Raw genomic sequence first — 22,919 nt, 5'->3', positions numbered from 1 at the left:
TGTCAGATCGCCGGATCGTCGTGAGAGGTATTGCTACGTCTGCGTGCCCGGGGATGGGCGGCATCGTAGACGCTCGCCAGGTGCTGCCAATCGAGCCGGGTGTAGACTTGGGTAGTAGATAGATTGGCATGACCCAGCAGTTCCTGCACCGCACGCAGATCCTGGCTGGACTCGAGCAGATGGCTGGCGAAGGAGTGGCGCAGCCGGTGCGGATGCAGATGCTCCGGCAAGCCACGCTCGATGGCGGTTTGCGCCAGGCGCAGTTGAATGGCCCGGTGGCCCAGGCGCTTACCCCTGAGCCCCACGAACAGGGCGGATTCCTCGCTCTCTGCAAGTTGTCTACGTACTGCCTTCCAAGCCTCCAGCGCTTGGCGAGCACGATTACCCAGCGGCACCTGACGTGGTTTGCTGCCCTTGCCTACAACGCGCACACGCCGTGCATCCAGGCTATCAAGATTCAGCGATGCCAGCTCTGCCAGTCGCAACCCGCAGGAGTAGAGCAGCTCCAGCATGGCCTGATCGCGCAGGGCCAGCGGCGAATCATCGTGAGGCGTGTCGAGAAAACGCGAAAGTAGATCGACATCCACCGGCCGTGGCAGATGTTGAGGTTGACGCGGTGTACGTACCAGCTTGACTGGGTTGTGGGTCAGCACCTGATGGTGCACCAGCTCTTCTACGAAGCGCGACAGGGCGGCACGACGGCGCGCCAGGCTGCGAGGTGCCAGGCCGCGACTGCGCTCTTGAGCGAGGAAACGCTTTATTAGCCCCGCCTCGAGCCTGCGCCAATCGGTGATACCCTGCTCGCCGAGGTAGTCCATGAAGACCACCAGATCGCGGCGATAGGCATCAACGGTTGCCGAGCTTGCCTGCTGGGCCAGGTCGGCTAAAAAAGCGTCGACGTCTTCTTGCATGGATATGGAGCGCTCGGCGGTTGGTGAGGAGCTTCAGCGGGCTTTTAAATAAAGAGCTTCAGCGGGTTTATCAAGAGCCTCAGCGGACTTGTAAAGAGCTTCAGCGGGACCGGCTATGCTGCACCATCAAGCGCGCAACGACTTCGCCCAGATATTCGGTGAATAGCGTGTCCAGGGTGGCGCGAAAGTGCTCGGTGTCGTGACTGGCCAGCACCAGATACCCTAAGGGCTCACCTAGGGTGAGTCGCGTCAGGGCGCAGGAGCCCGCCTTCTTGGGCGGCTCGATATGCGGCAGCAATAGCTGCCAGTCCTTGCGCGACAGGCGTCGGCAGCGGCTGGCGCGACCGTCGAGCAGCGCTCCCAAGCGTGCCCCTGCATTGTTATCAAGCACGAAGCGGGGGGGCTGAGGGGCGGTGGGCTCGGCATCCGTCAGATTGGAAGCGCACCATAGCGCCACGGACTGGGTGCGAAAGCGCTCGGAAAGCTGTGTCGCCAACGCTTGGCCCAAGGCGTCGTTGTTTTCCGCCTCGAGTAGTGCCAATACCAATTCCCGGGTGCGCCGATACTGGGATTCGTTGTGCCGCGCCGATTCAAGTAGCTGTTCCAGTCGCTCTTCGGCACTTTCGGCCCGTCTACGCAGGTCGAGCACAAGACGCTCGAGCAGGGAGATGGCCCCGCCGATGTCCGGGTGGGGCACCTTGAGTTGCTGTAATAGCCCTTCGCGCTCGACGAAGAAGTCGGGATGCTGCGCTAGCCATTGGGCCACATGCTCGGGATCCAATGTCTGAGGGGTGTCCGGGGCTTGGGCCTGGGGCATGAATAAGCTACCTCGTTGCAACTAGTTGTACGCAATCAGCTAAGTGGAACGCGACCATCGAAGACCTTTAGGGCGGGGCCGGTCATGAACATGGTGGCATCTTTGTCGGACCATTCGATAGTCAGCCGGCCGCCGGGTAACTCGACCTCTACGGGGCTTTCGAGCAGGCCCCAACGAATGCCGTTTGCCACGGCCGCGCAGGCGCCCGTGCCACACGCCAGGGTTTCGCCGACACCGCGTTCAAAGACGCGCAGCCGGATCTCCTGGCGTGTCACAACCTGCATGAACCCTGCGTTGACGCGCCGTGGGAACCGCGGATGCCTCTCGATGGCGCTGCCGAGGCGCGCCACGGGGGCGGCATCGACATCGTCAACGCGCAATAGCGCATGGGGATTCCCCATCGACACTACGCCGATTTCAAGATGTTCGCCATCCACATCCAGCGCGTGCAATGGCAGATCCTGCTCCGCGCTGAAGGGTACTTCTACGGGCTCGAAGCGAGGTTTGCCCATGTCGACCCGCACCCGGCCATCTTCCTCGATCATGAGGGTGAGAGGGCCGCCCTGGGTCTCGACGCGAATCTCGCGCTTATGCGTCAGGCGTTGATCGTAAACGAAGCGCGCGAAGCAACGGGCGCCGTTACCGCAGTTTTCCACTTCACTGCCATCCGCATTGTAGATGCGATAGCGAAAGTCCATCTCCGGGTCGCGAGGCGGCTCGACGGTGAGCAGTTGATCGAAACCGACGCCAAAGTGGCGATCCGCCAACTGGCGAATCTGCTCCGTCTCCAGTCGTGCGCGCTGGGTGACTAGGTCGATCATCATGAAATCGTTGCCCAGGCCCTGCATCTTGGTGAATTGCAGCAACATCACAACCTCTCCGGAAGCAGGGCTTCGCCATTCCATAGCGTCTCGATGGTTTCCCGACGCCGTACCTCATGCATTTGGTCGCCATCCACCATGATTTCCGGCGGGCGCGGGCGACTGTTGTAGTTCGACGCCATCACGAAGCCGTAGGCACCGGCGGAGCGTACCGCTAGCAGATCCCCCTCGGCCAGAGCCAGTTCGCGATCCTTGCCCAGGAAGTCGCCGGTTTCGCAGACCGGCCCCACCACGTCGTAGAGCGCTCTGTTGCGGGGCGTTCGTTTGTCTACCGGAATGATCGCCTGCCAGGCCTGATAAAGCGAAGGGCGAATCAGGTCGTTCATGCCCGCATCGATGATGGCAAAGTTCTTCGTTTCGCCGGGCTTGAGGTATTCGACCCGGGTCAACAGGATGCCCGCGTTGGCGGCGATCGAACGCCCCGGCTCGAACAGCAGGGTGAGATCGCGTCCTTCGAGGCGTTCGAGCAGGGCGCGGGCGTAGTCGAAGGGTTGTGGAGGCTGCTCGTCCTGGTAAGGCACACCAAGGCCGCCGCCCAGGTCGAGATGGGTGATGGCAATACCCTGTTCGCTGAGTCGGTCCAGCAGTACCAGCAGCCGATCCAGGGCATCCAGGAACGGTTCGAGCTCGGTGAGCTGGGAGCCGATGTGGCAGTCGATACCCACCGGCTGAACGTTTTCCATGGCGGCCGCCCGGGCATAGACCTCGAGAGCCTGATCCACCGGTACACCGAACTTGTTGGCCTTGAGTCCGGTTGAAATATAGGGGTGAGTGCGGGCGTCCACATCCGGATTGACCCGCACCGACACCGCCGCGACCTTGCCCAGCTGCGCCGCCACGTCATTGAGGCGCTCAAGCTCCGGCAGGGACTCGACGTTGAAACACTTGATGCCCACCTCCAGGGCGCGCGCCATTTCGTCTGCCTGCTTGGCCACCCCGGAAAAGACCACCTTGGCAGGATCGCCCCCGGCAGCCAGCACCCGCTCAAGTTCCCCCACGGAAACGATATCGAAGCCCGCTCCCAGTCGTGCCAGCACGTTGAGCACCGCCAGATTGGAGTTGGCCTTGACCGCGTAGCAGATCAGATGCGGGTGATTCCCCAGCGCTTCGCTATAGGCGCGGTAGTGGCGCTCCAGGGTGGCTCGAGAGTAGACATAGCACGGGGTGCCGAAACGCTCGGCAATGCTGGCCACGGGCACGTCTTCGGCATGAAGGTTGTCGTCGCGGTAGTCGAAATGATCCATGCTCAGCGCTCTTCTTTGCTGTCGGGGAAGCCATCGTTGTCGCTATCGTCCTTTTCCAGGCCGGGCTCCATGTGCTCCCGGGCAGGATCGTAGGCCTCGGCGGCTTCTTCATCGCCAGGAAGATAAAGCGGGCCTTTCTGACCGCAGCCCGCCAGCAACATCAGGAGCAGCGCAGTGATGCCGACACTTGATAATCTGCGCATCTCAAGCATCTCCTGCCGCTTGGCGGCCCGCTGACAGAGTGTTTAGTGCGTTGAGCGCATCCCGGGCCCGCTGGGCTGCGGCACGCACCTGATTCGGGGCGGTGCCGCCGATGTGGTTACGTGCGGCCACGGAGCCTTCCAGGGTCAGTACCTCGAAAACGTCGTCGGTGATCGCATCGGAGAATTGGCGCAGCTCCTCCAGGCTCATTTCGGAAAGATCCTTGCCTTGCTCGATGCCGTAGGCCACGGATTGACCCACGATCTCGTGCGCGTCGCGGAACGCCACCCCCTTGCGCACCAGGTAATCCGCCAGATCCGTGGCAGTCGAGAAACCTTTGCGCGCGGCCTCGAACATGCGTTCCGTCTTGGCTTCGATGGTGGGCACCATGTCCGCAAAGGCCTTGAGACAGCCCTTGACGGTGTCCAGAGTGTCGAACAAGGGTTCCTTGTCTTCCTGATTGTCCTTGTTGTAGGCCAGGGGCTGGGACTTCATCAGCGTCAGCAGGCTCATCAGGTGGCCATAGACGCGCCCGGACTTGCCCCGCACCAGTTCCGGCACATCCGGGTTCTTCTTCTGGGGCATGATCGAGGAGCCGGTGCAGAAGCGATCCGGCAGGTCGATGAAGTCGAACTGGGCGCTGCTCCACAGTACCAGCTCTTCGCTCATGCGGGACAGGTGCATCAGCAAGAGGCTGGCAAAGCTCACGAACTCGATAGCGAAATCGCGATCGCTCACCGCGTCCAGGGAGTTCTCGGCAGGGCGCTCGAATCCCAGCAATTCCGCGGTAACGTGACGATCGATGGGGTAGGTTGTACCGGCAAGCGCCGCCGCCCCCAGGGGCATCACGTTGACCCGCTTGCGACAGTCCCGCAGACGCTCCTGATCCCGGGCGATCATCTCCTGCCAGGCCAGCAGATGATGACCAAAGGTGACCGGCTGGGCGGTCTGCAGGTGGGTGAACCCCGGCATGATGGTATCGGCTTCGCGGTCCGCCAGTTCGATCATGCCGCTGCGCAGACGCGCAAGTTCCGAGTCGATGACGTCGATCTCGTCACGCAGATAAAGACGAATGTCCGTGGCCACCTGATCGTTGCGGGAGCGCCCGGTATGCAGTTTCTTGCCGGTAATACCGATTTTCTCGGTCAGCCGCGCCTCGACGTTCATGTGCACGTCTTCCAGGGCGACGGACCAAGGGAATTGACCGGCCTCGATCTCTGCCTCGACCTCGGCAAGCCCCTCGAGGATGGCGGCGCGTTCATCGCTGGTCAGTACGCCGACCCGCTCAAGCATGGTGGCATGGGCCTTGGAGCCGAGAATGTCGTGGTGGTAGAGACGGCGATCGAAATCCACCGAGGCGGTGAACTTTTCGACAAAGGCATCGGTGGGCTCGCTGAAGCGGCCACCCCAGGACTGGTTGGTTTGCTGGCTCATGGTGCGATGCGTCCTGCAAGGTCTTGGAACTCGTTAACGAACGTGAACGGGCTCTTGGTGATAGTTTGTTCAAGATTGTACCAGAGTCATCGTTACAGGCGAGATCGGCATGGAAGACCGATGCAGTGAGTGTCATTGGATTTTACTAAACCGACGACTGCTTTATCATAAGGAGTAAATGCCGCTGTCGCGGCAGACGTCTATCGTGGTCGACGGATGACTCGACCACCTGCCGCAGGAGTTTGCCGTGTCCGCCATCACGACCCTTCGTATTGCCACCCGTAAAAGCATGCTTGCCCTATGGCAGGCCGAACATGTACGTGATCGCCTACTGGAATTGCATCCCGGTCTCGAGGTCGAACTGGTCGCCATGTCCACCCGAGGTGACAAGATTCTCGACACGCCGCTGGCCAAGGTCGGGGGTAAGGGGCTGTTCGTCAAGGAACTGGAAGAATCTATGCTCGACGGTCGAGCAGATATCGCGGTGCATTCGATGAAGGATGTGCCGATGCATTTCCCTGAAGGTTTGGGGCTCTCGGTGATCCTCGAAGGTGCCGAGCCCACCGATGCCTTTATTTCCAACCACTACGCCAGCTTCGAAGCCTTGCCTGAAGGCGCTAAAGTCGGTACCTCCAGCTTGCGGCGAGGATTGCAGGTCAGCGAAAAGCGCCCGGATCTGGAAGTGCTCACTCTGCGTGGCAACGTGCAGACGCGGCTGCGCAAGCTCGATGATGGCGAGTATGATGCCATCATACTTGCCACTTCAGGGTTGCGCCGACTGGGCCTCAGCGAGCGCATTACCATGGAGTTGCCGGCGGAAATCAGTTTGCCTGCCTGTGGCCAGGGCGCGTTGGGCATCGAGTGCCGGATCAATGATCCTGAGCTGCTGGATTTGCTGGTACCTCTTGATCATCTGGATACCGCGACACGTGTGCGGGCCGAACGCGCCATGAATACACGTCTGGATGGGGGGTGCCAGGTGCCTATTGCCGGGCATGCGGTGCTCGAAGAAGGTGGGCGAACCCTGTGGCTGCGCGCCTTGGTCGGTATGCCGGATGGCTCTCGAGTGCTGCGTGCCGAGGGTCGTGGCTCGGCGAATGAGCCGGAAATATTGGGTATCCGCGTAGCCGAGGAGCTTCTCGATCAGGGCGCCGGGGAAATCCTAGCCGAGGTCTACGGCGATACCGAATGAAAGATCGTCCCAGGATACTGATCACGCGTCCTGGCGCCCGTAGCATACCCTTGCGTCACGCGCTTGAAGCCTTGGGCTCCGAAGTGGAAAGTCTGGATATCATGCGACTCGAGGCGCTTCCCGAGAGTCACGATATACGCCAGGTATTGCTCGATTTCGATCACTATCATGTGGTGATTGTGATTAGTCCTTTTGCCGCCGAATGCCTGGTGGAAGGGCTTGACCGCTACTGGCCGCAGCTACCATCGGGGCCTGGCTTCTATGCGGTGGGTGCAGGCACCGCCCAGGTGTTGAATGAACGTCTTGGCGTGCGTGTGCGTATTCCTGTTGCGGCCAAAGAGGATACGAGTGAAGCATTGCTGCAATTGGCGTCGTTGCAGCGACTGGATCAGCGGCGCGTATTGCTGGTGGCGGGCGAGGGTGGGCGCACTCTGCTCGCGGAGAGTCTTGCGCAGCGTGGCGCCAGAGTGGATCGTATCGCACTATATCGGCGTAACCTGATGACACCTGAGGGCGTGGGCGCGTTACACTTGGCGAACGGAGATTTTTCAGCGCTGCTGGTGAGCAGCAGCGAAGTACTCGAACATCTGGCAGGATGGTGCATGCCCAAGGCGTTGAACCAACCGCTAGTCGTTTCTAGCCAGCGTTTGGCTACACTGGCTTATATGTTGGGATTTTTGCATCCTATAGTGGCGCAAGGTGCCACATCCTCTGCCTTGGCAGCGGCTGTGGCCGATGTTTGCAACCTGGGTGGCGCCGATCATGACGATCTTGAAAAAGGCTAGCAAGAGATGAGCAAGCAAGGACACGATCAGGACAAACAACAAGGGGTACCCGGTGGTACCAATGATAGCCGGTCACCTAGTGATGCATCGCATACATCGGACATGAAACAAACCTCGGATGCCAAGGAAGTGCCTTTGAGCACAGCCCAGAAACCGGCAACGACTGCCACGACGACCGGTGATGGTACGGTCGATAGCCAGGGTAGAGACGAGGCCGGCAAACGACACTCCTCACGGCGTGGATCGGGCAAAAGCGGTAGAGGCAAGGGGTCAGGCAGGGAAACGGCAGCCAAGCCATCGACAAGTAAGCTCGCGGATGACAAGTCGGCAACCGCCAACCTTGCAGCGGATGAAAGTGCGGCAACACGCTCGCAAAGCGGCGCACCGATGAGCAATACTTCTACCTCCGCCACCACATCTGCAGCTAGCTCCGCTGCGAGTCGATCAGGTCCTGAGGTCGCATCGACAGCAAGCACGGACTCCAAGCCTGAGGCGACCCGAACGACGAATAACGGTACGAAAGGGGCTGCTCAGAGCGGCGCCGCTGCAAGTGCCTCCACGCCCAGGCCGGGAGCGGGCGGCGGTGGCGCCATGTCGGGTACCACGGCTAGCGGCCATCGCGGGGGTGGTGGAAGTGGACGCAGTATCACCGGCATCGTGGCGCTGGTGCTGGTGTTGATTCTGGCAGTGGCAGGCGTGGTTGCGGGCTGGTGGCTATGGCAGCAGATGTCGGCGCAACAACAGCGATTGACGCAACTGCCCCAGTCGTCCCAGGTCGAGAGCAATGCCAATGACATCGACCAGCTCAGATCCCGGATCGATCAGAGCGGTGAACAGCGCGAAGAGGCGTTGAGCAAGCTGAATCAGGAAATGAATTCACAGATGCAGGAGTACCGCGATAGCGTCAATCAGACCCTTGATCGTGTGCTTGAGCAGCTCTCCAGCCAGCAACAGACCGATGAGAGCGAGTGGGTTTATGCCGAAGTCGAGTATTTGCTGAAGCTCGCCAATCAGCGCCTGCAGCTCGAACGGGATGTCAATGGCGCGCAGTCACTGCTGCAAACGGCTGACAAGCGGCTGACCGAAATCGACAACCCGGCCTTGACCCCGGTACGCCGTGCCATCCAATCCGAACTTGGCGAGCTGAATTCCGTGCCCGACGTCGACCGCACGGGCCTTTATCTGACGCTCATGGGAATACAGGAACAGCTGGCCAAGCTGCCGTTGCAACAGGATATCGAGCAGATCGCTGCCAAGGGCGGGGATACGTCTCAGGTCGAAGGCGGCTGGCAGCAACAGCTTTCCCGCTTCGGTCAGGAGCTGAAGGAGCTGGTCGTGGTGCGTAAGCACGAGCAAGCTCTGGAGGCGCTGATGACCCCGCAGCAGGAATCTTATCTGCGCCAGAACGCGCGTCTACAGCTGGAACAGGCACAATTGGCGGTATTGCAGGCCAACCCCAAACTCTATGAGGCCAGTTTGGAAAAGGCACGCAAGCTGATCGAGGGGTATTACGATCCGGATAGTGACGGGGTGAAGAAAATTCTCGAGCAATTGCCTCAGCTATCCGAGAAAACGATACACCCTGAACTGCCGGACATCAGCGAGTCCTTGCAGAATCTACGTGACTTCATGAAGCGCCGTCAGGACGGCGGGAGCGCTGACGCATGAGGAAGCTAATTCTCATCATCGTTCTCGGGCTCGCCATTGGTGCCCTGTTCGGTCAGTTGATGCAGGCCGTACCAGGTTACTGGCTCATACGGGTCGGCGATACATCATTTCAGACCTCGTTCTGGTTCGGTCTGGTACTGTTGCTGGCGCTGTTCGTCGTTCTACACTTCTTGCTGAGACTGTTGTCGCGGCTGCGTCGTCCGGTCAGTCGTCTTAAGATCTGGAACAGCCGCAACCGTAACCGTAACGCCATGCGGCGTACGGTGCGGGGCTTGGTCGCACTGGCGGAAGGGCGCTGGAAGCGGGCGGAGAAAGCCTTGACTCGCGCCGCGGATGACTCGAGCACACCGCTGGTCAACTACTTGTCCGCAGCGCTGGCTGCTCACTATCAAGGGCGCTATGACCAAGCCGACGTGCTGTTGAAGCGAGCGCATTACAGTACCGAAGGTTCCGATACGGCCGTTGGCATGATGCAGGCGCAGCTGATGCTCGACCGTCAGCAGTTTGAAGAGGCGCTGGCAACATTGACGCGTCTTGAACGCCAGCTTCCCGAACATCCTCAGGTACTCAAGCTGCTCAAGCAGGCCTATTTGAGCGTCAACGACTGGGATGGCCTGCGTCGCTTGATGCCACGATTGGCGCGCCACCAGCTGGTGACCCAGGAAGAGCGCCACGAGCTCGAGAAGCGGGCTTACCGGGAGTTGCTTATCCAGGCGGCACGTAATCCCAACGATATCGAGCGGGTGCGCAACCTGTGGGCGGATATTCCGGATTATTTGCGCACCGACATCGAACTGGTAGGGCTCTACACCGAGGCATTGGTGCGTGGTAATGAAGAGGGGCTTGCCGAGCGGCTCTTGCGTCATACTCTCAGGGAGCATTGGGATAACCGTCTGGTGTTGCGCTATGGCGTACTCAACGTCGATGCAGGCCGCCAGCTCGCCTATGCGGAAAAATGGCTGCAGGAGCGACCCAACGACCCTGATCTATTGCTGACGTTAGGCCGGCTCTCGCTGCGCAATGCTTATTGGGGCAAGGCGCAAGAGTATTTCGAGGCCAGTCAGCGCCAACGACCCAACGGGGTTGTATGTGCCGAACTGGCGCGATTGTTCGCCAATATGGGTGAGCACAACAAAAGCCAGCTCTATTATCGTCAGAGTGTCGAACTGCTCGATAGATCGCTGCCGGCATTGCCGCAGCCGAGCGAGCAGAACCCCTAAGCATAGAGTCGTATTGCTCTCCTGGGCGCCTCTTGGCGCCCTTTTTTATGCCAGTGACCCGTCCTGAATATTTCAGAAAAGGCTCTGCTGCTAGGAAACAACCGCAAGAAAGGGCTGCTCTCAGGCAGCCCTTGCACAGTTTGCAGCGATGCTCGTGCCCCCAGTTGGAGGCGCATCGACGCTAGGTGTTTTCGTCGTTATCAATATCCGGCCTGGTATGTTCTTTGGGTATAGGCGCCGGCTCGTGCTCCTGCGTTTCCGACGTTGACCTAGGCGCGGAGCTGGCTGTCGACTGCCCTGCCGGGCTGCCATCGATGCTGAAATCTTGCTGCATGACGCGCAGATTGGCGGGCGGCGCCGAACCGTTCTTGTCCTGGCCGAAGTACAGGGTGGTGTGCGGGAAGGGGATCTCGATTCCGGCGGCATCGAAGTGCTTCTTGACCAGGCGGTTGTAGGCGCGTCCCACGGCCCATTGATCCCCTGGGGTGGTCTTGATGACCGTCCGTATATTGACCGAGCTGTCGGCCAGCGCAACGACGCCGGCAACGCTGAGAGGTTCGAGTAGCTTGTGGCCATGCTCTTCGCTGGCCTTGAGTTCCTCGAAGGCATGTTCGAGTTGCACGATGGCGTCGTCGATGCTCTCACGATAGGCAATGCCGTATTCGCCGACGTGATTGCCGAATCCGCGCATGTAGTTGGACACGGTGTCGACGCTTGAGAAAGGCACGATGTGGTAAGTGCCGGAGAGATCGCGAATACCTACGGAGCGAATGCTCAAGCGCTCTGCAGTACCGGTGATGCCGCCCACCGTGACCACATCGCCGGTGTTCATGGCATTTTCGATCTGGATGAATACCCCGGTGATGATGTCCTGAACCAGCTTTTGGGCGCCGAAGCCGATGGCCAGGCCCAGAACACCGGCGCCGGCGATCAGCGGACCAATATTGATCCCGATTTCTGCCAGTACGATCATGCCGGTCATGGTGATGAGAGTGATCGCCAAAGCATTACGAAACAGGCTCAATAGCGTCTTGGCTCGGGCGGTAGGCTCGCCCCGGCGGCTGTCGTCATTCAGGCGGTGTTCGATGAGACTGGCCAGTACGATCCATATGGCAGCCGCTACGGCAAGAATGAGGATGATGTCGATCAGCTTGCTGACCGTGTTGTAACCGGCTTCCGTGGCGTACCAGGCTGCTAGGTCGAACGCTCCCCAGGTATCGAGTACCAACAGTACGACAGTGACCAAGATGAGTGTCCGAATCACTTTCAAAAAAGTGGGGATGTAGGCGTTGAGGCGTGATTCGAGCTTGGGCATCTTGCGCCGCCAGTCTGCGGACAGGGTAATGCGTTTGCCGATGAGCTGAGTGAGCATTCCCGAGAGCAGTAGTCCGATGCCAACGATGAGAAGCGTTCGCAGGGTCGCCAGCATGACGCTGGGTAGCGCATCTTCAGGGCGCAGGATGCTGAGTACCAGGATGAACAGAAAATAGGCAATGGCGAGCAGGTGCCAGCTTCGGGCGATCACTCGCAGCGCCAGACTGGAAGCTCCCATGGAAGCATTGGACGCCTTGCTTTCGAGGGCGGCGCGGACCTTGAGGCGATTTTTCAACACGAAGGTCGTGGCGTAAACGAAGGCCAGCAACATGATGATCAGACCAAGGGCATGGCCCAGCGCCAATGAGGTGTTGGTATTGGTCAGCGGGACGGCCACCAGCATGCCGTAGCCCACGAAGCCGGTCAGTAACGCTAGCCAGCGATTCCAGTGTGCGGCTTCCTGGGCATCGATGGGTAGTAGACGTAATCCCTCATGATGAGAGGCGAAAAGTACGCGTATGGCTGCCTTGATCAGTTCGATGATCAGGAAGGCATTGAGGAAAAGCGAGGCTTGTGTCGACAGGGCGCCGCTTTCGCCAATTGCGAAAGTGGCGATCAGGTTACCCCCCACGTAAGCCAGTGCAACGACGGCAACATCTATAAGTGCTGCCAGTACGACCGCTGCCGACGTTCTCAACAACGTGCTGCGATCATCGCCCTGCCGGGTCCAATGGCTTATCCGATTGAACAGGGGGCGAGCCAGGCCGCGCAGAATGAAAAACACCGCGAAGGTAGCAACAATGACCAGCGCCATATTAAGCGCCAACCGGCTCAGTTCTGCCATGCTGACGCGAGGCGCCAAGCTGTCGTCCGCGGGGGATATCAGTGTGGCTAGTGCGCCGGTGAGATTCTTGAATTGACCGCTTAGATCACCGGCAATAGAACTGGTAGTTTCGGCAAGCTGTCGCGCAAGGGAGATATCTTTGGCGTCTTGCTTGCCAGGTGCCTGCTCGGCGTTGCTGGCCTGAGACACCCCCTCTGTCGCATCCGATTCTTCTTGCTGATTCGCTGCCAAGGAGCGCAGTTCTTCAATCAAGCGCTGACGCGACCCCTCGTTTTCGAGTAGATCCGCTAAGGTTGAGTAGGCGGGTCCATCGGGGGCGGGCTCTTTAGAAGGCCCGCTCTGCTGAGCAAAAACAGGCAGCGCAATCAGCATCAGCGCCACAGCAAGCCAGCGCCCCAAATGGGCGTTCAAGCGGGATAAAGACACGCTAAAAGTCTCCTTCCATGGCAGCGGTGTACCTCTATGCAACATGGCCAGAGGTCTTGAATGAATGAAATTATGCCGCTATTCGATTGAAATAAAATCGCATGATACGCGGCTCGCAACGGCGGGAGTGTACCAATCATTTTTATGTTCTGGCGAGGGCTGGTCGAATAGTGAGCAATGGTTCGATCGCCGCTAAGCTATGATGACCAGCCAACTCACCAAGGGGAGCCCGCGTCAGATGGCTACCAGTATTCCTCGCATCAGCCTCGAACAGTGGGCAGTGCTGCAAGCCGTGGTCGATGAAGGCAGTTTTGCCCGCGCCGCCGAAGCGCTCAACAAGAGCCAGTCGGCGGTAAGCTATACCCTCAAGAGCATGCAGGAGCAACTGCCCGTCGAGATGCTCGTGATACGCGGGCGCAAGGCGGAACTCTCCGAGGCAGGCGAGACATTGCTGCGCCGCGCCCGCGTGCTCATCGAAGAGGCTCAGAGCCTGGAACGACTGGCCGCCAACCTGGCCCAGGATTGGGAACCGGAGGTTCGGCTGGCCATAGAGACGATCTTCCCGCCCGAGCTTCTGGGCCAAGCGCTGGCGGCTTTTATTCCCGAAAGCCGATCGTCTCGTGTACAGCTCATCGAATCGGTACTCTCCGGCACCCATGAGGCGCTGGCCAATGGCAGTGCCGATTTGATCGTCACCAACCGGCCGCCCCCCGGCCTTTTGGGGCAACCTCTCTTGCCCATCGAGTTTGTGGCGGTTGCCCACGCTCAGCACCCCCTGCATCACCTGGGGCGCGAACTGACCCAGCAAGACCTGAGGGCCCACCGGCAGTTCGTGGTCCGCGATACCGGCATCAAGCGCAGTCAGGACGCAGGCTGGCTGGGTGCGGATGAGCGCTGGACCGTCTCCCAGCTCAAGACCTCGATTCAGTTCGTCACCCAGGGGCTGGGCTTTGCTTGGTTGCCTCTGGAGCATATTCGCGAGGAACTGGAGGCCGAGATACTCAAGCCCTTGCCTCTGGCCGAGGGAGGCAACCGGCACGAGGAGCTGTATCTGGTCTTTGCCAACCGGGATAGCGCAGGCCCGGCAACCCAGGCGCTGGCCCGGGCCCTGCAAAGGGTTTGCCGTGCTTACAACCAGGCCAGGCAATAGGCGGGCTTCAAGCACCAATACGGCAGGCCTGTAACCCATCGAATTTTTCGATCGTTATGGCCCGATAATCAGAACCAATCACCCGACCCCAGGCGTTACTCTTGTGGGCAATGAGCCCTGACCGGCTATCTTGGTATAAGCAATACAAGGAGTTGTTGCATGGGACGGCTTACCGATTTCCTGTCGCGGCTTTTCAGCGGTGCGGAAAACAGCGAATCTTCAATCCAAGAGGAACCCGAAATGACAAAGGTATTAGTTCTCTATTATTCCATGTACGGCCATATCGAAACCATGGCCAACACCGTGGCTGAAGGCGCGCGCAGCGTGGAAGGCGTCGACGTGACGGTCAAGCGCGTTCCGGAAACCATGGATACCGAAGCCTTCAAGTCCGCCGGTGGCAAGACGGAACAGGGTGCGCCGGTGGCAACCCCCGCAGAGCTTGCGGAATACGATGCGATCATCTTTGGCACGCCGACGCGCTTTGGCAACATGGCGGGCCAGATGCGTACCTTCCTGGATCAGACCGGCGGCCTGTGGGCCAAGGGCGGCCTGGTCGGCAAGGTGGCGAGTGTCTTTACTTCCACCGGCACCGGCGGCGGGGAAGAAATGACCATCACCTCCACCTGGACGACCCTTGCGCACCACGGCATGGTGCTCGTGCCAATCGGCTATGCTACCCCGGAGATGTTTGATATCTCCCAGGTCGGCGGCGGTACGCCTTATGGCGCCTCGACCATCGCCGGTGGCGACGGCTCGCGCCAACCCGACGAGCGGGAGCTGACCATTGCCCGCTTCCAGGGCGAACACGTGGCTAAAATCGCGGCCAAGCTGAAAGGCTAATCCTACCTGACCGAGGGAGGGCATTGCCCTCCCTTCGCCCGTCATTTCTATACGCCTATCTCTATCGAGCACGTGGCTCGTGGCGCTGAATCAGCGCGGCGCACCTGAATGCATAGGCAACTTTCAAACGGAGAACGATCATGGGTCTGTTAATCAACGGCGAATGGCACGATCAATGGTACGACACCAAAAAGCACGGCGGTGAGTTCGTGCGCGAATCCGCCAAGCTGCGCGACTGGGTGACGGCAGACGGACAGCCGACTCCTGATGGTCAAGAGAGCGTGCCTGCCGAGTCTGATCGCTTTCATCTTTATGTATCACTGGCCTGCCCCTGGGCGCATCGCACCCTGATCATGCGTAAGCTCAAGGGACTGGAGCCGCTGATGGGGGCCTCTCACGTCAGCCCGCTGATGCTGGGTGAAGGCTGGACGTACAATGTCGATGAGGGGGCCAGCGGTGATCCTGTGAACGGGGCGGAATATCATCGTGAGCTCTATACCCTCACCAATCCGGAATATACCGGGCGCGTCACGGTGCCGGTGCTGTGGGACAAGCAGGACAAGCGCATCCTCAACAATGAGTCCGCCGATTTGGTGCGGATCTTCAATGGTGCTTTTGACGAGATAACCGGCAACCGTCTCGATTTCTACCCCGAGGACCTGCGCGAGACCATCGATGCGGTCAACGCCGATGTCTACGATCACATCAACAACGGCGTCTACAAGTCCGGGTTCGCCACCGAACAGGAGGTTTACGAAAAGCATGTGGTAGCCCTGTTCGAGTCGCTGGATCGCATGGAAGCTCGGCTTTCCGAGCAGCGCTACCTGGCCGGTGAATGGCTGACCGAAGCGGATATCCGGCTGTTTACCACCCTGGTGCGCTTCGATGCCGTCTATCACGGCCATTTCAAATGCAACCTGCGCCGCATCGAGGATTACCCGAATCTGTCGAACTACCTGCGCGAGCTGTACCAGTGGCCGGGTATCAAGGAGACCGTCAACCTCGATCATATCAAGCGCCACTATTACTACAGCCACGACACCATCAACCCCACGCGCATCGTTCCCAAAGGGCCTGTGCTCGATTTTGACCGTCCGCACGATCGGGAGCGCCTGACAGGGCGTGGCGTGCGCGAGAAGTCCTGATCAGGCACGCACTGTGGATCGCCTCCAGAGAGAGGCGATTCAATTTTCGGCCATACCAACCTCCCCTGTTAAGGGCTCATGCGGGCCGCCTCACCGTAGTGGAAGTCGCCGGTGCCGCTCTTCAGTGGTCACCATCATCGTGATCTGGATGCTGCAAGGATGGCGCTGTCTGGTGGCTCCATTCGCCCCCGGCTATCAGATGTCGAGAAAGATCGAATTGGCAGCCGCGGCTTGAAAATGTGTCCGCTTTGACTTGATCAAGACAGTGACTCACGAGTTCGAGTCTTGTGTGACTCTGGAGAGACGATCGATGAATCGCAGCGATCTTAGACGTGTCGACTTCAACCTGCTGGTGGTGTTCGAGACGCTAATGCACGAGCGCAGCGTCACGCGAACCGCGGAGAAGCTTTTCCTCGGTCAACCCGCGATCAGCGCGGCCCTTTCACGCCTGCGCCAACTGTTTGACGATCCCCTGTTCATACGCACCGGGCGTACCATGGAACCCACTGCCCGGGCCGAGGAAATATTCACCCAGCTGCACCCGGCGCTGGATGCCATCTCCAATGCGCTCAGCCATACTCAGGAGTTTGACCCTGCCACCAGCGACAGGGTCTTTCGCATCGGCCTTTCCGATGACGTGGAATTCGGGCTGATGCCTTCCCTGCTTCGGCGCATACGGTCGGAGGCGCCGAATATCGTGCTGGTCGTGCGCCGCGCCAACCATCTCTTGATGCCGACGCTGCTCAGCTCCGGCGAGATATCCCTGGGGGTCAGCCATACGAGCGAACTGCCTGCCAACGCCAAACGCAAAAGGCTGCGTGTCAGCAAGCCCAGGGTATTACGCGCCGACCGCATCCCCGGCGCCTTGTCGTTGGACGAGTACTGCGCCCGCCCGCATGCCCTGGTGTCCCCTGCGGGAGACCTGAGCGGTTTTGTCGACAAGTATTTGGCGGCGCAGGGACGCGCCCGGCAAATCGTGCTGGCCATTTCTCAGTTCAGTGGTTTGAGCACGCTGCTTTCGGAAACGAACATCATCGCCACGGTGCCGGACTATGTGGCGGCGACGCTCACCGCCCATGGCGGGCTGCGCGAAGAGGCGCTGCCCTTCGAGGCTTCCGACTTCGATCTGTCCATGGTATGGAGCGGCGCGCAGGACAACGATCCCGCTGAGCGGTGGATGCGATCGCGCATTCAAATGCTCGCAGATGATGCGGAAAATCCCGTGACGCCATTCGGTGATTAAGTTCACGTCATTATCGTCGTCATTTATATACCATTAATCGGCATGATAACTATTTTTGCCACGTTCGATTCGAATCATCCGGGGCAAGTGCGCATAATTTTGCTTAGAAACACAGCCAACCAGACGTATTCAATCGGAGGTAGAAATCATGAAAACCACACTGCTTTTCTCAGCAATTGTCGCCGCGACTTTCTCCATGACCGCATCTGCCAGCGCAGTGACCGCCCGCATCAACGAGGAAATTCGCGAGCCGCTTTCATCCACGATATCGCAGCAGAATATCAACGTTTCTCAGCAGGATATTACGAAAAAGCAGGCAAGAAACTTGCTCGGCCAAAGCGATGCGCTCAAGCAACATGCGATTTATATATCGGAAGTAACTGCCAGTGAGACAAGCTACTCCAATGACTCCAGCAACGAGCCGACGGCGTCCAAACCGCTTGACTGGTAATGGACCAGGCGACTCATCGTTCGTCGCCCGCTTTGCAATAGTGGCTTTTATTTACTCGATCTACGGCGCTATCTTTCCATTACCGGTAATGGAGATGGCGCCGCTTTTAGTGGCTTGTTATTAGATTCTATTGATATACAACCACTTGAATGGCATCCGGTCCGCTTTCAGCGCGGAGCCCAGGACAAGGAGTAGCTTGGTGAAACCGGTTATCCGTCGATCATGGTGCCTGACAATGTTGTGGTGCCTTTCAGTGCTGTCGGCGCAGGCCCAAGACCGCCCGGGAGTGGCCCTTGAAAAGGTAACCCGAACGGACATCATCAGCGAAGTGCGCCTCAATGGCACGGTCAATGCGCTGCGCACGTCGCAGCTCTCGGCAGCGGTGGCTGGCCTTGTGGATAGCGTTCAGGTGAATGCAGGCGATCGCGTGGCCGCCGGCGATCTATTGATCGGCCTGGACGAGAAAGAAGCGACGCTTGAACTACAAAGCGCTCGTGCGGAATCCGCGGAAGCTCAGGCACTCCTGGCAGAAGCGCGCCGGCGCTTTACCGAGGCCGAATCCGTGGGGGCGGGCCGCAATATCGCCGCCACCGAAGTAAGCGCCCGGGAAAGTGAAGTGTCGGCGACCGAAGCCGCGCTGGCCCGGCTGAAAGCCGAAGAGGCGCGCCGTCAGGTCTTGCATGAGCGCCATAGCATCAAAGCCCCTTATGACGGCGTGGTCAGCAGCCGGTCGGCGGATCTTGGCGAGTGGGTGACCCCCGGAGACACGCTGCTGACGCTGGTGGATACCACGAACCTGCGACTGGACTTTCGCGTACCCCAGAGCTACTACCAGCGCATTGACGACAATGCCCGGCTGCTGGCCACTCCTGTCGGCACCGAAGCAGAACCAGTCTCCTTGACCATCGACTCCCTGGTGCCGGTCAACGACCCTCAGGCCAGAACCTTTCTGCTGCGGACAACCGGTGGCGATGAACTGCAGGTGCTGCCCGGCATGGCGGTCAAGGCCACGCTGCAGGTAGCCACCGGCGAGCAGGGTCTGACGGTTTCGCGGGATGCGATCAACCGCTATCCCGAGGGCCGGGTGACGGTGTGGATTGCCGAGCCGGTCAGCGGCTCGGATGATGAAGTTCGGGAAAAGGAGTATGAAGTTCGGGAAAAGCGGGTGGAAATCGGCGCCGGGTTTAGCGACCGCGTAGAGATTCTGAGCGGACTCGACGGCACCGAACAGGTGGTGGTGCGTGGCAATGAATCCCTGCAGGAAGGCGCCCGAGTCACCCAAGCGCCGCGGAGCGCGCGCTGATGTTTGCCGGAATCATTCGCCACGGCACCCTGGTGACGGTAATCACCTTGATCCTCACGATTCTTGGGGCGGCCGCGGCGCTGCGCATTCCCATTCAGATGATTCCGGATCTGGAAACCCGCACGGTCACGGTCGAAACCACCTGGGCGGGCGCCACCCCCCAGGACATCGAGAAGGAAATACTGATCGAGCAGGAGCGCTTTCTGCGCAACGTACCCAACCTCAGTGAGCTGACCTCGACGGCTACCAGCGGCGTTGCCGAAATCGAGCTGGAGTTTCCATTTGGGGTCGATATCACCGAAACCCTGATCCAGGTGAACAACGCCCTCAGTCAGGTGCCCAGCTACCCCAACAATGTCGATGAGCCGCGCATCGTGGCCGCCTCTTTTTCTTCCAACGCCTTCATGGGCTTTCGCATCACCACCCTGCCGGACAATCCGAACGAGCTGAATATCGATCTGATGCGCGACTTTGTGGAGGATCGCGTCAGGCCCCGGATGGAGAGCGTGGCCGGCGTCTCGGAGGTGACGGTGGGCGGCGGCGCCGACCGGCAGATGCAGATCATCGTGGATGAAGCGAAACTGGCCCAGCGTGGCCTGAGCCTGCTCGATCTGCGTGACGCCATCACCCGCCGCAATCAGGACGTCTCCGGCGGTGAGGTGGACGCCGGCAAGCGTCGCTATCTGCTGCGAACCGAAGGCCGGTTCCGTGATCTGGACGAACTGCGCCAGCTGGTGGTTTCCCGCCGCGGCGACAGCGTGGTGAGACTCTCAGAGGTGGCTGCGGTGCGCCAAGGGCAGTCCCGCATGCGCGAGCTGTCCTACGTCAACGGTCAGCGCGTGCTGATGATGCGAGTGCGCCGGGAAGCCGGCTCGAACGTCATCGATATCAAGCGCGCCATGCTGGACGAAGTGAAACGCATCAATGAGGAGGTGCTGGAACCAGAAGGGATGCGGCTTACCCTCACCAACGATGATGTGCGCTACGTCGAGGCCTCGGTGGCCAACGTCTGGACCAACCTGGGGATCGGCGCCGTCTTTGCCACCCTGGTTATGTATCTGTTCCTGCGTTCTGGCCGCGCGACCTTTACCGGCGTGGTCGGCGTGCCGCTGTGCGCCATCGCCGCCTTCATGGGCCTGATGCTCACCGGTCGTACCATCAACGTGATTTCCCTGGCCGGGGTCGCGTTCGCGCTCGGCATGACCGTGGATAACAGTATCGTCGTGCTGGAAAACATCGAACGGCACCGCCGACTGGGCCTGGACCGGTTTGCGTCCGCGCTGAAAGGAGTTCAGGAAGTCTGGCCGGCGGTGCTCGCCTCGACCATGACCACCATGCTGGTGTTCCTGCCCATTCTGTTCATCGAAGAAGAAGCCGGCCAGCTGTATTCGGACGTGGCGATCGCCATTTCTTCAGCCATCTTCGCCTCGATGCTGGTGGCGGTCACTCTCATTCCCACCCTGAGTGCGCGGCTGGACTTCGGCAATGGTCAATCCGCGACGGATGAATACGGCAATGTAACCGCCGGGGGCTGGGCCGGGGCCATGGTATCGGCGGTGCGCTGGCTGGTGGCCGGCCCGCTGCGGCGTGGCGCGGTGATTCTGGGCACCGTCGCCGTGAGCGCCCTGATCATCCTGGTGCTGACCCCGCCGGCGGAATACCTGCCCGAGGGGGAGGAGCCCAAGACCTTTGCCTCCATGAACGCCCCGCCGGGCTACAACCTCGAGGAAATGGATCGCATCGCCCAGCAGGTGGAAGCGCAGCTGCTGCCCCAGGTGAACGCCGATCCGGCGTCCTACGAAGCGGGGGAGACCTCGATCCCGCCGCTGGCCTTCATGTACACCCAAGTCAATCCCACGGACATGCGCATCATCGCGCAAACCCGCGACCCTGATCACATCGAAGCGTTGATGACAGAGCTCACCGAACTTTACGAGCGGTTCCCCGGCATGCGCGCCTTTGCCGCCAAGGGGTCGATCATCTCCAGCAACGATGGGGGAACCCGCAGCATCAATCTGGACATATCCGGCCCCGATCTGGTGTCCATCTATCGCGTCGCCAACCGCGCCTACCAGCGGGCCCAGACGATATTCGACAACCCCCGCATCCAGACGCAACCGGCCACCCTGTCCCTGGCGCAGCCGCTGATCCAGGTGCGCCCGGACTGGGATCGCGCCGCCGAGCTGGGGCTGGATACCGAAGCGATCGGCTTTACCGTGGCGTCGCTGACGGAAGGGGCCTACGTGGACGATTTCTTCCTCGACGACGAGAAAATCGATATCTATCTGTACGGCAGTAAAGGCCCGAATCCGGGCCTGCAGGTGTTGCCGGATGCCATGGTGTATACGCCGCAAGGCGCGACGCTGCCGCTGTCCAGCCTGGCCGCCATCGAAGAAACCGTCGATACCAGCGTCGTGCGGCGCCTTGACGGCCGCAGGACCGTGACCCTCAACGTGATTCCACCCGAAGACGTGCCTCTTGAAGCTGGCGTCGAACGCGTCAACACCGAACTGCTGGCCGCCATGCGTGATAGCGGCGAAGTGCCCACGGATGTCGCCATCGAGATCTCCGGCGCCAGCGATCAGCTCAATGCCACTCGGGATGCACTCAGCGGTAACTTCATGATCGCGCTGGTGATTGTCTATCTGCTGCTGGTAGCCATCTTCTCCCACTGGGGCTTTCCCCTGCTGATACTGACCGCGATTCCGCTGGGGATTGCCGGAGGCATCGTGGGTCTGGCGCTGATGAATCTGGTTGGCGGGCTCTTGCCGATGATTGGCCTGCGCCCCCTCAGTCAGCCCTTTGACATGATCACCATGCTGGGCTTTCTGATTCTGATGGGAACGGTGGTCAACAACCCGATCCTGGTGGTGGAACAGGCCCGCCAGAATCTGCGTACCCACGGCGCCTCGGTGGTGGATGCCGTGATCGGTGCGGTGGCCACCCGCCTGCGACCCATTGCCATGACCACATTGACCACCATCTGCGGCCTGTCGCCGCTGGTGTTTTTGCCCGGCGAAGGCACGGAACTGTATCGGGGGGTGGGGGCCATCGTGTTGTTCGGTCTGCTGGGGGCGGCCACGGTCACGCTGACGTTCTTGCCCGCGCTGACGGTGTCGGTGCTGAGCTGGCGCCGCGAGCAAACAAACTGAGGCACCTTGCTGTTTTTAACTATTATTCACCTAGCGATCCTTTTTCATACAGGAGTCATCGCATGAAATCGTCAGCCCCAAAAAGCTATGACACTGTGTCGCGCATCAATCACTGGGTCATCGCCGCCGCGATGATTGCCATGCTCGGAGTGGGGCTTTATCTCAATTTCGGCGGTCTGGATCGTGAAGAGGAGGATTGGCTGCAGGGCGTGCACATGGCAACCGGCGTGCTGGTACTGATATACGGCGTATGGCGGGTGGGCTGGCGCCTGATGCAAGGGTTCCCCGGTCCAGCCGACCCCATGCCTGCATGGCAGGAGAAGGCTGCAGCCTATACGCATTGGTTACTGCTTGCCGGCATCCTGCTGATGCCGATTTCCGGGCTGATGAGAGCTCTGTTCGGTGACCACGCGGTCGATGTTTTCGGGCTGTTCACTATTCCCGGGCTCGGCGAGGTCGTGTGGCTCAGCGCCCCCGCCAGGTTCGTGCATACCTATTTCGGATACGCGCTTGTGGCGATCGTGCTGGTTCACGTCGCAGGCGCACTGAAGCACCATCTGATCGATCGCGACGGGACACTGCTGCGTATGCTCAGCGGTAAAACGTTCGGTGGCCGGTCAGATTGAGCCGTGGCGAGGTTCGCGCCGAGATCGGGAGCCGTTTTCAGGGCACCCCTGGCAAGCCATCGTCATGATCGC

Annotated in this window: 18 protein-coding genes and 1 pseudogene; 12 read left to right on the top strand and 7 right to left on the bottom strand. The window is 60.0% G+C overall.

What is annotated here, in order from left to right; genetic code table 11:
• Nucleotides 1–2: 2 nt before the first annotated feature.
• The 6 genes and pseudogenes from H7850_RS15945 to argH form a co-directional block, all read right to left on the bottom strand.
• Nucleotides 3–911, bottom strand: a complete 909-nt coding sequence (locus H7850_RS15945) for a tyrosine recombinase XerC (RefSeq protein WP_227370470.1) — start codon at nucleotides 909–911, stop codon at nucleotides 3–5.
• Nucleotides 912–1,011: 100 nt separating this feature from the next.
• On the bottom strand, nucleotides 1,012–1,728 hold the full coding sequence (locus tag H7850_RS15940) for a DUF484 family protein (protein WP_227370469.1): 717 nt from the start codon (nucleotides 1,726–1,728) through the stop codon (nucleotides 1,012–1,014).
• A 35-nt stretch (nucleotides 1,729–1,763) separates the two neighbouring features.
• Nucleotides 1,764–2,597, bottom strand: coding sequence for a diaminopimelate epimerase (gene dapF / locus H7850_RS15935; RefSeq protein ID WP_227370468.1), 834 nt, complete (start codon nucleotides 2,595–2,597; stop codon nucleotides 1,764–1,766).
• On the bottom strand, nucleotides 2,597–3,853 hold the full coding sequence (gene lysA / locus H7850_RS15930; RefSeq protein WP_227370467.1) for a diaminopimelate decarboxylase: 1,257 nt from the start codon (nucleotides 3,851–3,853) through the stop codon (nucleotides 2,597–2,599). Before lysA ends, dapF begins: the two co-directional genes overlap by 1 nt.
• 95 nt (nucleotides 3,854–3,948) lie before the next feature.
• Nucleotides 3,949–4,056 (bottom strand): annotated as a pseudogene (gene lptM, locus H7850_RS18280) (LPS translocon maturation chaperone LptM); the annotation flags it as partial.
• A 1-nt stretch (nucleotide 4,057) separates the two neighbouring features.
• Nucleotides 4,058–5,488 (bottom strand): argininosuccinate lyase, encoded by a 1,431-nt coding sequence (gene argH, locus H7850_RS15920; RefSeq protein ID WP_227370465.1) that lies wholly within the window; start codon nucleotides 5,486–5,488, stop codon nucleotides 4,058–4,060.
• A gap of 247 nt (nucleotides 5,489–5,735) precedes the next feature.
• On the opposite strand from argH, the gene hemC reads away from it, so the two are divergent.
• From hemC to H7850_RS15900, 4 genes are read left to right on the top strand one after another with little or no spacing between them, the layout of a single operon-like run.
• On the top strand, nucleotides 5,736–6,680 hold the full coding sequence (gene hemC / locus H7850_RS15915; RefSeq protein ID WP_227370464.1) for a hydroxymethylbilane synthase: 945 nt from the start codon (nucleotides 5,736–5,738) through the stop codon (nucleotides 6,678–6,680).
• Entirely contained in the window at nucleotides 6,677–7,465 is a 789-nt protein-coding gene (locus H7850_RS15910; protein WP_227370463.1) for a uroporphyrinogen-III synthase, read from the top strand. The genes hemC and H7850_RS15910 overlap by 4 nt, the downstream gene beginning before the upstream one ends.
• Before the next feature lie 6 nt (nucleotides 7,466–7,471).
• Entirely contained in the window at nucleotides 7,472–9,133 is a 1,662-nt protein-coding gene (locus H7850_RS15905; RefSeq protein WP_227370462.1) for a uroporphyrinogen-III C-methyltransferase, read from the top strand.
• Nucleotides 9,130–10,353 carry a heme biosynthesis protein HemY gene (locus H7850_RS15900; RefSeq protein ID WP_227370461.1) on the top strand — a complete coding sequence of 408 codons (1,224 nt, stop codon included), beginning with the start codon at nucleotides 9,130–9,132 and terminating at the stop codon, nucleotides 10,351–10,353. The genes H7850_RS15905 and H7850_RS15900 overlap by 4 nt, the downstream gene beginning before the upstream one ends.
• Before the next feature lie 181 nt (nucleotides 10,354–10,534).
• On the opposite strand, the gene ybiO is transcribed toward H7850_RS15900, so the two are convergent.
• A complete protein-coding gene (ybiO, locus tag H7850_RS15895; protein WP_413614168.1) occupies nucleotides 10,535–12,937 on the bottom strand; it encodes a mechanosensitive channel protein in 2,403 nt (800 codons plus the stop codon).
• Between the two features lie 238 nt (nucleotides 12,938–13,175).
• Here ybiO and H7850_RS15890 point away from each other — a divergent pair, with 238 nt between their 5' ends.
• The 8 genes from H7850_RS15890 to H7850_RS15855 all read left to right on the top strand — a co-directional run bounded on the left by H7850_RS15890 (nucleotide 13,176) and on the right by H7850_RS15855 (nucleotide 22,847).
• Nucleotides 13,176–14,087, top strand: a complete 912-nt coding sequence (locus tag H7850_RS15890; protein WP_227370460.1) for a LysR family transcriptional regulator — start codon at nucleotides 13,176–13,178, stop codon at nucleotides 14,085–14,087.
• A gap of 240 nt (nucleotides 14,088–14,327) precedes the next feature.
• Nucleotides 14,328–14,927, top strand: a complete 600-nt coding sequence (gene wrbA / locus H7850_RS15885) for an NAD(P)H:quinone oxidoreductase (protein WP_227370523.1) — start codon at nucleotides 14,328–14,330, stop codon at nucleotides 14,925–14,927.
• Between the two features lie 140 nt (nucleotides 14,928–15,067).
• The gene (locus H7850_RS15880) at nucleotides 15,068–16,072 is read left to right on the top strand and encodes a glutathione S-transferase family protein (RefSeq protein WP_227370459.1); all 1,005 of its coding nucleotides are present in this window, start codon (nucleotides 15,068–15,070) and stop codon (nucleotides 16,070–16,072) included.
• A gap of 310 nt (nucleotides 16,073–16,382) precedes the next feature.
• A complete protein-coding gene (locus H7850_RS15875; RefSeq protein WP_227370458.1) occupies nucleotides 16,383–17,315 on the top strand; it encodes a LysR family transcriptional regulator in 933 nt (310 codons plus the stop codon).
• A gap of 148 nt (nucleotides 17,316–17,463) precedes the next feature.
• Nucleotides 17,464–17,766: a hypothetical protein gene (locus tag H7850_RS15870; RefSeq protein ID WP_227370457.1), complete on the top strand. Its 303-nt coding sequence runs from the start codon at nucleotides 17,464–17,466 to the stop codon at nucleotides 17,764–17,766.
• Nucleotides 17,767–18,001: 235 nt separating this feature from the next.
• Nucleotides 18,002–19,069 carry an efflux RND transporter periplasmic adaptor subunit gene (locus tag H7850_RS15865; protein WP_227370456.1) on the top strand — a complete coding sequence of 356 codons (1,068 nt, stop codon included), beginning with the start codon at nucleotides 18,002–18,004 and terminating at the stop codon, nucleotides 19,067–19,069.
• Entirely contained in the window at nucleotides 19,069–22,221 is a 3,153-nt protein-coding gene (locus tag H7850_RS15860) for an efflux RND transporter permease subunit (protein ID WP_227370455.1), read from the top strand. Before H7850_RS15865 ends, H7850_RS15860 begins: the two co-directional genes overlap by 1 nt.
• Nucleotides 22,222–22,283: 62 nt before the next feature.
• Nucleotides 22,284–22,847, top strand: coding sequence for a cytochrome b (locus H7850_RS15855; RefSeq protein WP_227370454.1), 564 nt, complete (start codon nucleotides 22,284–22,286; stop codon nucleotides 22,845–22,847).
• Nucleotides 22,848–22,919 lie beyond the last annotated feature (72 nt).

Source organism: Halomonas sp. M20 (assembly GCF_020622265.1).
Classification (GTDB): Bacteria; Pseudomonadota; Gammaproteobacteria; order Pseudomonadales; family Halomonadaceae; genus Modicisalibacter.
The sequence above is the reverse complement of the archived record's forward strand: the minus strand, read 5'-3'. Positions and strand labels throughout refer to the sequence as shown.